Source organism: Anaerotruncus rubiinfantis (genome assembly GCF_900078395.1).
Taxonomy (GTDB): Bacteria; Bacillota; Clostridia; order Oscillospirales; family Ruminococcaceae; genus Anaerotruncus; species Anaerotruncus rubiinfantis.
Map to the genome: position 1 here is coordinate 505487 of NZ_FKLA01000008.1, position 12942 is coordinate 518428.

11 protein-coding genes and 2 tRNA genes are annotated in these 12942 nt (G+C 50.8%); 7 read left to right on the top strand and 6 right to left on the bottom strand.

Going from position 1 to position 12942, the window contains the following annotated elements:
- Window positions 1–14: 14 nt before the first annotated feature.
- From BN4275_RS04900 to BN4275_RS04925, 6 genes are all read left to right on the top strand, one after another.
- Window positions 15–1139: a glycerol dehydrogenase gene (locus BN4275_RS04900; protein ID WP_066454741.1), complete on the top strand. Its 1125-nt coding sequence runs from the start codon at window positions 15–17 to the stop codon at window positions 1137–1139.
- 23 nt (window positions 1140–1162) lie between these two features.
- A complete protein-coding gene (locus BN4275_RS04905) occupies window positions 1163–1951 on the top strand; it encodes an electron transfer flavoprotein subunit beta/FixA family protein (protein WP_066454742.1) in 789 nt (262 codons plus the stop codon).
- A complete protein-coding gene (locus BN4275_RS04910) occupies window positions 1948–2892 on the top strand; it encodes an electron transfer flavoprotein subunit alpha/FixB family protein (protein WP_066454743.1) in 945 nt (314 codons plus the stop codon). Before BN4275_RS04905 ends, BN4275_RS04910 begins: the two co-directional genes overlap by 4 nt.
- A gap of 343 nt (window positions 2893–3235) precedes the next feature.
- Window positions 3236–4267, top strand: coding sequence for a 4-hydroxythreonine-4-phosphate dehydrogenase PdxA (pdxA, locus tag BN4275_RS04915; RefSeq protein ID WP_079988075.1), 1032 nt, complete (start codon window positions 3236–3238; stop codon window positions 4265–4267).
- Window positions 4268–4279: 12 nt separating this feature from the next.
- Entirely contained in the window at window positions 4280–5347 is a 1068-nt protein-coding gene (locus BN4275_RS04920; RefSeq protein ID WP_066454749.1) for an alcohol dehydrogenase catalytic domain-containing protein, read from the top strand.
- Complete coding sequence (locus tag BN4275_RS04925; RefSeq protein WP_154018827.1) at window positions 5340–6641, top strand: four-carbon acid sugar kinase family protein; 1302 nt, start codon at window positions 5340–5342, stop codon at window positions 6639–6641. Before BN4275_RS04920 ends, BN4275_RS04925 begins: the two co-directional genes overlap by 8 nt.
- Window positions 6642–7062: 421 nt before the next feature.
- On the opposite strand, the gene BN4275_RS04930 is transcribed toward BN4275_RS04925, so the two are convergent.
- Together BN4275_RS04930 and BN4275_RS04935 are read right to left on the bottom strand one after the other, a co-directional pair.
- Window positions 7063–7138: transfer RNA gene (locus BN4275_RS04930), tRNA-Ala, on the bottom strand.
- Between the two features lie 5 nt (window positions 7139–7143).
- A tRNA-Lys gene (locus BN4275_RS04935) sits at window positions 7144–7219 on the bottom strand.
- A gap of 198 nt (window positions 7220–7417) precedes the next feature.
- Between BN4275_RS04935 and recG the strand changes: the two genes are divergently transcribed.
- On the top strand, window positions 7418–9457 hold the full coding sequence (gene recG, locus BN4275_RS04940; RefSeq protein WP_066454753.1) for an ATP-dependent DNA helicase RecG: 2040 nt from the start codon (window positions 7418–7420) through the stop codon (window positions 9455–9457).
- A 294-nt stretch (window positions 9458–9751) separates the two neighbouring features.
- Here recG and BN4275_RS04945 read toward each other — a convergent pair whose 3' ends face one another.
- The 4 genes from BN4275_RS04945 to BN4275_RS04960 form a co-directional block, all read right to left on the bottom strand.
- A complete protein-coding gene (locus tag BN4275_RS04945) occupies window positions 9752–10090 on the bottom strand; it encodes a hypothetical protein (protein WP_066454756.1) in 339 nt (112 codons plus the stop codon).
- Between the two features lie 19 nt (window positions 10091–10109).
- Window positions 10110–10883, bottom strand: a complete 774-nt coding sequence (locus tag BN4275_RS04950; RefSeq protein ID WP_066454759.1) for an SDR family oxidoreductase — start codon at window positions 10881–10883, stop codon at window positions 10110–10112.
- Between the two features lie 330 nt (window positions 10884–11213).
- Window positions 11214–11960, bottom strand: a complete 747-nt coding sequence (locus BN4275_RS04955; RefSeq protein ID WP_079988076.1) for a coenzyme F420-0:L-glutamate ligase — start codon at window positions 11958–11960, stop codon at window positions 11214–11216.
- A 105-nt stretch (window positions 11961–12065) separates the two neighbouring features.
- Window positions 12066–12926 carry a DMT family transporter gene (locus BN4275_RS04960; protein WP_066454762.1) on the bottom strand — a complete coding sequence of 287 codons (861 nt, stop codon included), beginning with the start codon at window positions 12924–12926 and terminating at the stop codon, window positions 12066–12068.
- Window positions 12927–12942 lie beyond the last annotated feature (16 nt).

Genomic DNA, 12942 nt, shown 5'->3' on the forward strand with positions numbered 1-12942 from the left:
AGGAAATTATTATAATGCTAGATTCACGAACTCGTGCATTTGGTTCTGCCATGACCTATATCCAAGGACCAGGGGAATTGGACAAGATTGAAGAATATAGCCGTGTCTATACCAATCGCGTTTTTTTCTTAATTGATGGTTTTCTGTTTCCGACTCTTAAAGAGCGTATTGAAAATATTTTTAGCAAAAGCGATTCCGTATGTATCTGTGAAGCCTGCAGAGGCGAGTGCTGTTATAGCGAAATTAACCGGATTACAGAACTGGTCAAGGAACATAAGGCTGGCTTGATTGTTGGCGCCGGAGGAGGCAAGACCATCGACATTGCCAAAATGGTGGCGAATTCGCTTTTCTTTCCCTACTTCATTGTTCCCACTTCTGCGGCTACGGATGCGCCGGTCAGCGGTTTGGCAGTAGTGTATACGGACACCGGAGAGCATCTGGAAGCCGTTATGCTCAAGCGCAGCGCCGACATCGTCTTAATGGACTCAAACCTGATTGCTGGAGCTCCAATCAGACTGTTCCGGGCGGGAATGGCAGATGCGTTGGCCACATGGTTTGAAGCTCAGGCGCGCGAACGATCCGAGTCTCCGAACAATATCGGAAAAGGGTATCTTCGCTGTAAAGCAGGTATGGCGATTGCTCGCCTATCCTATGATTTGCTTATGGAGGATGGCCTGCGTGCACTTAGAGACTTGGAGATAGGCGCTGTTACCGATGCGGTGGAAAACATCATCGAAACCAATACGCTGTTGAGTGGTCTTGGGTTCCAGAACACCGGTTGCAGCGTGGCACATGCAATTCATGCCGGCCTCGCGGAGCTCCCGGAGACCCATTCCTACCTACATGGCGAAAAGGTAGCTTTTGGCATCGTCTGTGGGTTTGCTTTTGAAAATACACCCATGGATATTGTTGATAAGGTGATGCAATTCATGGTGGAAGCTGGTATCCCTGTGACGCTTTCAGACCTTGGCGTAGAGGCGACCCCGGAAAATATCTTTAAAATCGCAGATAAGGTTGTTAATCGTAACAGGACAATTTATGCAGAGCCGCTGGTCATTAATATCGACACTGTTTCTGCGGCCATTATTTCTGCCAACGCGCTGGGTGAGCGCTATAAGGCGCGTTTTAAGAACAAATAAATTTGGTCAGGCGGTGTTGCTGTTTGAATATTTTGGTATTACTCAAACAAGTGCAAAAATCGGAAGAAGTTCGGCTCAAGGAGGATTTTTCCATTGACCGTTCCAGAGGTAAGCAAGAACTGAACCCGGCAGACAAAAGCGCTTTGCTGGCAGCTTCCGAACTGAGGCAGAAACTTGGAGGCCAAATTACTTGTATCACCATGGGGCCGGAATCTGCAAAGGCAGTATTATATGAGGGCGCAATGTATGGAGCGGACCGCCTGATCCATATTTGCGACCCTGCCTTTGCAGGCTCCGACACTTTAGCAACATCGAGAATTCTTGCAAGGGCAATTGAGCGAGCGGGCCTCCCGGATATCATTTTGTGTGGAAGGCGTACAATTGATGGGGAAACCGGACAGGTCGGGCCCCAGCTTGCTGCCCGCTTACATTATTCCTGTATCAGCAATGTCACATCTGTCGAAAAAGCAGAAGTGAGTTCGATCCATATTCGTCGCCTGTTAGAAGACCGGATACATACCCTATCAGGGAGGCTGCCGCTTGTCCTGTGTATGTGTGAAAGCAATATCTTAAGTCAGTTGCCAACATTAAAGCAGATCCGTATGGCCTCCTCGATTGTTATCGAGCGTATCAGCAACCAGGAGCTCAAGCTTTCCTCCAAGGAATATGGGAAAGGCGGTTCCCCAACACAAGTTAGATCTGTCCAAACACGGATGCAGGGCCTTAGAAATACGCGATTTATATCAAACTTAGAGGATATGACGGTGCAAATATGCCATCGTATCCAAAAGCAAGAGGAGGAGGAGACGTGAAAGGTGAATATTGGGTGTGTGCCGGTTCGGAGTCCGCTTCCGCGCTGGGATTGCTCTCATTCCTTCGTTCATCGTTATCTGCGTCTGATGCTACGGTCGCTGTGATTTCGTCAGATTCTCAGACGGAAGCGCTTTTTGCCGCGGGAGCGCACAAGCTATATGCGGTGCCCGATGCTTCCGAAGAACGCCTCGTATGGGATGTTGTTGACTTGTGCCGGAAACACTTGCCGGTTGTCCTTTTGTTCCCCGCCACCATTCGGCTGCGTCAGGCCGCGTCTCAGATTTCGGCCATACTTGAATGTGGGCTATGTGCAGACTGCACAGGGCTTTCTCTGCAGGACGACGGACAATTGCTCATGATCCGCCCGGCCTATGGCGAACATTTGATTGCTGAGATTTTGTGCAAGCACACACACCTTCAAATGGCTACTGTTCGCCCGGGAATTTTTCTTCCTTCGTTTTGTTATTCGCGGTACGGCGAAATCGTTTCTACCTGTTCACGATCTGAAAAAACCTTTGAAGGCCTGATTACACTTCTGGAGGAAACTTCTCTGCATCAGGAGCCGCTGTCCGATTCCCGGCTTATTATAGCGGGTGGCAAGGGGATCGGCAGTCAAGGATTTTCAAAATTGCGGCAGCTTGTCTCGTTGACAGGTGCCTCTCTCGGCGCTAGTCGGGCGGCCGTGAACGCCGGTTATGCACCTTACTGCTATCAAGTCGGGTTGACCGGGACGATTGTGCACCCTAAGACTTATATTGCGTTCGGAATCTCCGGCGCGGTTCAGCATCTAGCTGGGATGAATGCGTCAGGTTATGTTATTGCGGTCAACACCGACCCCAAAGCGCCCATCTTCGACTATGCAGACCTTTCTTTTGTGGGATCATGGGAGCCTCTGGTAGACGCGCTAATCCAGCATTTTTCAGCTAAGCAGTTCAGTTGAATCCACATGAGCTTGCAGAGTTGCATTGTACGGTACTTCCTGAAAAAGTCGGAATGAAACCGTCCTTATGAACCTGAGGATAAAACATCGATAGACAGAGCAGAAGGAGGATATGGGAGAAAAGATCACTTAAGTGGCCAAGGTATTGGACATGGAAAAGCGCCATTACCCTATAGGTAGTGGTGACCGGTCATTTGGCTTATCAATAAAAAGTCTGTCAAGTGAAAGGCGCCACGTTGCTTGTAGGGCGGAGCAAGAATCCGGGCCTGTGTGCGTTTAATATACCATTAACCTTTCGGCTACTGATACCTAATTTTTAATTCGTATAGTAGGGGGAATTAATATGAAGCCTAGAATCGGAATTACAATGGGTGATCCCGCAGGAATTGGAGCGGAGATCACTGTAAAAGCGCTCGCGCATGAGGAAATTTATGGACAGTGCATTCCTATTGTTATTGGAGACTATGTTCCATTAAGGGAAGCCATTGATTTTTGTGGATTAAAACTCAATTTGCGGGAGATACAGTCCGCTGAAGAAGCCCAGGGGAATTTTGGGACAATCGACTACATAAATTTGGATCTGTTGACTCCGGGAAGCTTCACCTATAAAAATGTACAGAAGTTGTGTGGAGAAGCATCTTTTCAGTATATCGTCAAGGGGATTCAGATGGCCATGGATCGCAAAATTCAGGCGGTTGTCACGGGTCCGATCAACAAGGAATCGATCAATCTGGCCGATCACCATTACAGTGGCCACACGGAGATCTTTGCCGATTATACCCATACTCCAGATTATGCGATGCTGTTGATCGGTCAAAACCTCAAGGTCATTCATGTGACAACACATTGTTCGATGCGGGACGCATGCGATTACATTAAACACGACCGCGTGCTGTCTGTGATCAAATTGGCGGATGAAGGGATGCGCCTTTTGGGAAATGGGAACCCCAAAATCGCGGTCGCGGGACTGAACGCGCACAGCTCTGAAAACGGCCTGTTCGGCTGGGAGGAAGAAAAAGAGATTATCCCGGCGATCGAGGATGCCCGGAAGGTGGGAATTTGTGTGGATGGTCCGGTTCCGCCAGACACGGTATTTGTGAAATGTGCGGCGGGGCAATACGATATTGTAGTCGCTATGTATCATGACCAGGGACACATTCCTTTGAAGCTAAGCGGATTTAAACTGGATTTGGAAACCAACCGCTATTCCTCTCTCAGTGGTGTAAACTGTACGATTGGGCTGCCGATCATCCGTTCTTCTGTAGATCATGGTACCGCTTATGGGAAAGCCGGCGAGGGCCGTGCCAATGAAGAAAGTATGATGGACGCCATTCAAACCGGAATCATTATGGCAAAAAACAAATTTGATTTGTAAGGGATGCAGGATATGAATCAAAAAACAATGTGTGGAGTTTTGAAAGAAAGTCCGGCTCCCGGTGCAGTTTACCGCACCGACCTGCCGGTTCCCAAAGTAGGTCCCAATGACATTCTGGTCAAGATTCGTGCAGTTGCTATCTGTGGCACGGATCTACATATTATGGAATGGAACGCTTATGCATCCGAACGCGTACCGGCCCCAATGGTATTCGGGCATGAATTTTCTGGCGATATTGTTGAGGTTGGCTCAAATGTAACTGAGTTCAAGGTGGGTGATCGGATTGCGGCCGAGACGCATATCCCTTGCAACCACTGCCAGCAATGCGTAACCGGTCACCGTCATATTTGCGAAAATATGAAGATCATCGGCGTGCATGTACCTGGCGCGTTTGCTGAGTACATCTCTATTCCGCAGGATTGCGCCTATAAAATAGCCGACAGCGTCAGCTATAAAATGGGAGCGATGCTGGAGCCCATGGGCGTCGGCGTTCATGGTGTTTCTGTTGCTGATGTGGAAGACAAAAATGTTGTGATTTTTGGTTGTGGTCCGATTGGCCTAATGGCGATTGGTGCGGCTAAGGTTTGGGGTGCGAAAAAGATTGTTGCCGTTGACGTATTTGACGACAAGTTGGAAATTGCCAAAAAAATGGGCGCGGCTGTCTGCGTAAACTCCAAGTTCCAAGTAGCCACGGAAATCATTCCAAAGGCATTTGACGGTGCATATGCCGATGTTGTGATCGATTATACAGGCGCAAATTCGGCCATTTTACAGGGACTTGCCTCTGTTAAAAAGGGTGGGAAAATGGTTCTGGTGGGATTGACAAATAAAGAATTAAGTCTCGATTTGTCAAACCAGATCATTTATAAGGAGCTGACGATCGTTGGCGTAACAGGCCGGCTGATGTATCAAACCTGGAAAGAGTGTGAAGAAATTCTGGAATCTGACGACTTTCATTTAGACGCCGTGGTAGGCGGTATTTATCCGCTGGAATCATTTCAGTCCGCTTTTGATGACATTCAGGCTGGAAAGCCCGGAAAAATGATTTTAGTACCTAGGACATCACAAGATATTGAATGAGCATGCAAAAATGGTACGGTTTTTAATTCTTGCAGATGATTTCACAGGAGCAATGGACACCGGCGTTCAGTTTTCGAAAAAGGGGTTTCGGACTTGGGTAACCGCCGAGCGCTTCCCGGATTTCAAATATCTGTTTTCTAAATATGACGTTTTGTCCATGGATTTGGAAACGCGGCATTTGACAAAAGAGGAAGCATATGCGGTTGTATATCGGACTGCTTTGGCTGCCTACAAGGTAGGGGTTCGTCATTTTTATAAAAAAACGGACTCCGCTTTGCGTGGGAACATTGGAGCTGAATTATCCGCACTGCTAGATGCATCCAAAATGGATGTGCTGCACTTTGCTCCTGCTTTTCCTCAAAATGGACGTATCACAAAAAATGGGCTCCAGTATGTAAATGGGACACTTTTAGAAAACAGCGTTTTCGCAAAAGACCCCTTTGAGCCAATAAAATTCAGTAGTGTGTCAGATATCATTTTCCAACAAAGCAAAACACCTGTAATCCAGATTTCAGCCGATGGGAATTGGGGGAGCACAGATGTTTCTCCTACTCCTAAAATAGTTGTCTATGATGCCAGTACGGATGCTGATTTGGATAAAATTGGAGGTCGTGTCTTTAAGGAAGATGAGACGTGTGTTTTATCCGGATGCGCCGGATTTGCAGATGCTTTGTGCAGAATACTTCCCGATCAGATCAAACATCCCTTCTGTAGAAGCCCGGAAGAAACCGTGTTATTAGTGGCGGGAAGTGTAAATCAAATTACGATTGACCAAATGCAATATGCCAAAGAGATAGGTTATGCATCATTTACTCTAACACCAGCACAAAAATACTCCTCAGATTTTGTACAAGGCGGAGAATGTGAAAGGTTAGCAAAGCAGATTGCAGATACGATTAAAAAACACAAACGTGTGTTGATCGAGTCAGTCAGCGAAAGAAGCCAGTTGAATGTGGCGGATGCCTGCCAGAGAGACGGCTTTTTCATAAAAAAAATGCGGGGGCTTGTCTGCAAAAATATCAGCGAGTTGGTTGTCATGGTTTTCAAGCAGGTCAAGCTTGGAAGCCTGGCTGTATTCGGTGGTGATTCTCTTTACGAAACCATGAAACGGCTCGGAAGCAAAGGAATAGAACCACAGATGGAGTTGTCTTCTGGTGTGGTGGTGTCTATGTCGCAAGTAAATGATCAGCCGTTTTGTGTGATATCGAAGTCTGGAGGACTTGGTACCTTAGAGCTCGCGGAACAAATCGATCGATTTATGGCAGAATCTAGGGATGCAAATTATTTCCAATAACGGAAAAAGTATTTTCAGACAGCCGCGCTGCACACGATTTTTGTCACAGAATGAATGTTTGGCGTTTTTGAAGCTGATTTTCTATTGTCATTACGGAATAATGCTATAAAAAGAAGTGCATCAAAAGAGCGGAAGATGCGGTGCCTTCCCACAATCGTACATTTTAAATCAGGTGGAGAGCGACATAAAAACAGGGGTGAGAAAATGACTCTCGCCCCTGTTTTTATATCGCGATATCCTCCAGTTCCAATTGGAACTGGAGGAATTTTTTGTATGTCAGATTCCATGATTTGTGGCATACTGTTTCGTTAGATGTTAAGTATTTTTGCTATTAATCTAACCTTGATTCTAGTCTCTCAACTCAAAAAACGAAAACCTTGCGAATCGGCTAGATAAGCCAATTTACAAGGTTTTCGTTCTGTGGTGGAGACGAAGGGGATCGAACCCTCTACCTCTTGAATGCCATTCAAGCGCTCTCCCAGGTGAGCTACGCCCCCAGATATGGTGATCCATCGGAGATTCGAACTCCGGACACCCTGATTAAAAGTCAGGTGCTCTGCCGGCTGAGCTAATGGATCATTCTGCGCAGTCAGAACAGAAGCACTCTGTACGACGCTAGATTATTATAGCAAACAGAGGAGGGCTTGTCAACTATTTTGCCAGAATTTTTTACAGAAAACTGATTTGACAAATCCCGACAGAAAAACCCTAGTGACAAAAATTATAAAAAGGGGTAAAATAAGAACATATATTCGGCTTGACGGGAGATGAGCTGTATGGCAAATGCGCAGCAGGACATCCGTGCACTGCGCGGTGTAGGCGAGCAGCGCGCACAAACGCTGCAAAAGCTTGGCGTCAGGACTGTTGGAGACCTGTTGATGCATTACCCGCGCGGGTATATCGACCTGTCCAAACCCTGTGAAATCGCTGCCGCACCGCTTGAGACGCCATGCTCGGTGCTGGCGACAGTGATCAAAAAACACGGAGAGGCGCGTCTGCGCGGAGGGCTCAAGCTCTATAAGATCACAGTCGCGGATGATTCCGGATCGATGACGCTTATTTTTTATAATGCCAAATTTACTGTTGACGCGTTGGAATATGATGTTCCATATCTTTTTTACGGAAGGGTCGAAGGCAACCTTCTGCGCCGTACAATGAATGCGCCTCAGGTTTATCCGGCGCGGGCGGACCGCCCCTATCTTCCGGTTTATCCGCTGACGCAGGGGCTCTCTGCAAAGGTGTTGACCGGATTGGTGGAACAGGCGCTCTCACAGAATCCGCAGCTGCCGGAGGTGCTTCCGAAACCAATCAGGGAACGTTACGGGTTGGATGGCATCATGGAGGCAATTCGGGGAATCCATCTGCCCGCGTGTACAGAAGCTTTGGAACGAGCGAAAAAACGGCTCATCTTCGAAGAACTCTTTACGCTTGCCGTGGGCGTGGGGATGCTGAAAACGCGTGCGCAGACCTGCCGGGCGGCCTCGATGCAGCCGCATTCATTGCAGAAATTTTATGATGCGTTGCCGTTTACCCTGACCGGTGCGCAACAGCGCGCGATCGGCGACCTGACAATGGATATGCAGCGCACAGTCCCGGCAAACCGCCTGGTCCAGGGAGACGTCGGATCGGGAAAGACGATGGTTGCCGCGGCGGGAGCCTATTTTGCATTCCTATCGGGCGCACAGTCAGCCATTATGGCTCCTACCGAACTGTTGGCACGGCAGCATTATGAGGGACTTTTACCGCTCCTGTCCGGGCTTGGGATGCGGGTCGGACTGCTTACCGGATCGATGCCGCCTGCACAAAAGCGGGAGATGCACGCGAAGCTGGCGGCAGGAGAGATCGACCTCTGTGTCGGGACCCATGCGCTTCTTTCACATGGGGTGGAATTTCAAAATCTTGCACTGGTCGTCACTGATGAACAGCATCGGTTTGGCGTCGCGCAGCGCGCCGCGCTTCAGCAGAAGGGTCGGCATGCGCATACGCTGGTCATGTCAGCCACGCCGATCCCACGCACTTTGGCGCTTATGGTTTATGGGGAACTGGATATCTCGGTGATTGATGAGCTGCCGCCAAACCGCAAACCGATTATGACCTACAAGATCAGCTCAGGAAAGCGCGACAGGGCGTTCAGTTTCATCCGGAAACATCTGGATCAGGGTTTGCAGGCATATATTGTCTGTCCCCTGATTGAAGCGGGTGAGGAGCAGACCGGCATGCAGGCCGCGAGCGATTACGTCCTGTCGCTGGCTTCGGGTGCGTTTTCCGGTTACACGGTGGGGCTTTTGCATGGGAAGATGAAGGCAGCCGATAAAGATCGGACGATGTCCGATTTTAAGGATGGGAAAATCCAGCTTTTGGTTTCCACCACTGTGGTGGAGGTGGGAGTGGACGTGCCGAACGCGGTGATCATGATGGTCGAGAACGCCGAACGCTTTGGCCTGAGCCAGCTGCATCAGCTGCGCGGACGGGTTGGGCGCGGCAGGGCGCAAAGCTACTGCATTCTGCTTTCCGACAGCCGCAGTCCGGATACGCTGGACCGGCTTCAGATGCTCTGCCGCTCGCAGAGCGGTTTCGAGCTGGCCGAATACGACTTGAAAACGCGCGGTCCGGGAAATTTCCTCGGCCAGCAGCAGCATGGCCTGCCGCAGCTGCGTATCGCGGACCTTTCCACCGACGTGCGCCAGGTGGAAGAAGCGCAGGAGGCGGCGCGGATCGTGCTGGCGCAGGATCCAGCACTCGAAGCGCCGGAACACGCCGCGCTCAAAACCGCCGTTGAACGAATGATGGATGCCGTTGGGGACAGGCCCAATTGACGCGGCCTGCCCGGTTCAGCCGTACAGCCTGCGCTGTCCGGCATTCGCCGGAGCGCGCCGACGGCGCGACGGCCGCTCGAAGGGGGCCGCAGGCCCCCTTCGGAACGGGCCGCAGGCCCCCTTCGGAACCCCCGCAGGGAGCCGTCTGCGACGGCCCGCCGCCAAAAGCGGCGGATGAGGTACAAGGAGTGCCTGCGGCACGATTTGAGCCTTTCACTTTGGAAGGAAGGGGGCCGTGGGGAAGGACGAGGAGCACGAAAGACTTGCGGACGGGAGCCGCAAGTCTTTCGTGCTTCAGAGTGGGTAAATATTGAGGCGTTTGATTTTTCCTTCGCTGTCGATTTCGGAAAGGAAGGCGGTGACCGGAACGACTTTGCCGTTATAGGTGATGAAATACCAGACGGTAGTGTCGTTGAGGTGTTTCACTGAAGTGATCCGGAATGGGCCGCCATTAAAGCCGAATTTATGATGGAACATCATTTCGATGGCCATTTTCCCTTCGAGATGCAGGGTATCCTGCCCTACTTTGATGAGCGAGGAATCGTGCAGTACGCCGTAATCGTTAAAGAGGTCCGCAAGGCAAGCGCAGTTGCCTTCCTGCATGCAGTGGATATATTGTTCGAGAATTTTCATCGTTCGGATGCTCCTTTCCTTAAATCTGTTCCGAGCGCAGCAGCGCGTCAATGCCGCCGTCCACAAAGAGAATGATACCGTTGATCCCGCTTGCTTCCTTTGAGGCAAGGAAACAGATGCCGTTGGCGATTTCGACCGCATCGAGGAATTCCCGGCGGCCGTACCGGGTGGGGATCGGGATCAGCAGCGCGGCATCCATCTGCGCGGCGGTCATACTCTGGGTCATGGGGGTGGTGGTGTTGCCGGGCGCGACCGCGTTAATCCGCAGCCCGTCCGCAGCCCAGGAGGGCGAAACCCGGCGCACCCATTTGGCGAGCGCGCGTTTGGAGGAGCTGTAAGCGGATGGGGCCAATTCGCGCGGGAGGTCTTTGGCAAATTCCATCGCGCGTTCTTCATCCATGACATTGGCGAGCATGTCGACCCAGTCCATCCGTACCGTCATATTGGTGATCGAGTTGGAGGAGGTGATGACACAGCATCCTTTTCTCATTTTGAGCAGATCGCGGACTCCTTCGGCCAATTGAACCGAAGCGAAAAAGTTGAGCGCGAAGATCACGGGGATCGGCGCGGTGGGGCCGACGCCTGCATTGCAGATCATTGCGTCGATGCCGTCCGGAAAACGCCGGTGGACTTCTGCGATGGCGCCTTTTCGGCCTTCCGGGGTGGAAAGGTCGGCGGTGTAATCGCCGCCCTTGTAGTCAATATTGAATACCTCATGCCCTTGTTCCTGCAATTTCTCTCGGGCAGCGGCACCGATGCCCGTCGTCGCGCCGGTCATGACATAGATTGCCATTGATGCATTCCTCCATTCTATGAATGATAATAATTTATTGGATGCTTTTAGATTATCATCCGTTTTTTAAATTGTCAATTTTAATATTTCTTTCACAATCGGTATTTAATGCGCTTTGATGGAGCTTTTAATGAGATTTTAGTTGATTCGAATTGATAAAAAATTATCTTATACAAATATGGTATATTTTAAAGGGCCATTCTTTGGAAACTCGCACAAAACAAAGGAAAAGCCAGCCGGAAACGGCTGGCAATCTATATAAAAATGAAAGAAATTTTTCTCCATGCTGCAACATAAAACTCCCCGGCCAATCGGTCGGGGAGTTTGGTTTTACGCTTTGCGGATGACGCCCATAGGGGTTTGTTCGCTGCACTGGCCAAGGGGGTTGTCCTTGAGAATTTTGCAGAGCAGGCCGCGGTCGATTGATTTGTCCGAGGTGCCGAGGATCTGTCCCTCGAGGTCGTTGATGTCGGTGATGGCAACCGGGTGCCCGATTTTTTTTGCGATATCGGCGGCCACCTCGTCCGGCTTGTCCGGGCCGAGGACGACATATTCATTATATGGCGGAAGGGTAAAATCACAGGGCCCGTCGATACTGCGCGCCTTGTAGCCGGCAATATTGTAGAACCATCCGCGGATACCGAACAGCTTACCAACGGCGGAAACCGCCGCCGCAAAAAGGATGCGGATAGTACCGCATTCCCGCAGGGCCATTTCCATGGTTTCGGGCATCGCGAGGCCGATGCCATAGGGGGTGCGCAGAACAAAACGGCTTAAAAACCGCGCCAACGGGCGGGGATGGATGTCCTTCAGGGGGATGGCGCGTTTCTGGGTGCAGGCGACCGCTTTCTCGGTGATGAAAAGGATGTCGCCATCCTGCAGGACCGGGGAGCCATACTTGTCCGCAACCTCAACAATGTTGTCCGCATCGGTGATGACATGGGTTTTGATGCAGAGCCTGCGGTAATCCACACCGTCCACTGTGATGACTTCGTTCTTCTCCGGATTTACCACATATCCGGCCGCCGCTTCCGGCTGCCCGGCGGCTTGGTTTGCTTCATTGACTTCGTTTGCCATTTAAAACGCCTGCCTTACCAATTTATTCATATCGCTATTCTGGAATGAAAACATTCAAATTATACAATAAAGGGCCTGTCCCGTCAATTCCCGGCGTCCGCTGCTTCAGACTTCAGACCCCACCACCTTGTCCCGCCGCACACACCAGAGCGTGATAGTGACGATGACAATTACACCGCCGCACAGCGCAAATGCGCCGGGCCGTTCGCCGGTCACGAGGAACACCCAGACCGGGTTTAGGAGCGGTTCCACCGCGTCGAGCAGGGAACAGGCGAGCGGAGGACAGCTTTTGAGCGCACAGCCGTATAGGATATATGGGATGCCGAGCTGGAAGATGCCGAGAACGAGGATCGAGAAGATGGAAGCGGAGTTCAGCGGCGTGTCAAAGACAAACATCAAGGGGATGCCAATGAATGCCGAGACGAACTGCCCGAGCAGGATGCCGCTCATCCGTTCCTCCATATTCGCGCGGCTGTTCACCAAAAACATGCAGCCGAAGCCAAGGCCCGCGCCGATCGCAAGCAGATTCCCGATCAGGCTGCCGAGGTCGAGCTGGTCAAAAAAGAAGAGCGCGATGCCGCCCATCGTAGCTGCGACTGTGAAAATATCGGCGCGTGAAAAACGCTGATGGAACAGCAGCGCGGAAAGAATCATGACGAAAACCGGCGCGGTGAACTGCAAAACGATCGCATTCGCGGCGGTGGTGAGCTTGGTTGCGCTGACAAATGCAAACATAACGACCACCATGAGCGACGCGCTCGCCAGGGAATAGTGATTGACCCGCACGCGCAGCCGGGAAAACCGCATATAGATCAGGACGCAGAAGCCGGCGATCAGGCTGCGCCAGCCGGTGATGACCAACGGGTTCCAGGGCAGCAGCTTGATAAAGAGCCCGGAGATACTCCAAAGCCCCGCGCAGGCGCACATCATCAGCATGCCTTTTTTCTGTTCGTCGAGCGCTTTCATCAAAAAATCCCCTGCC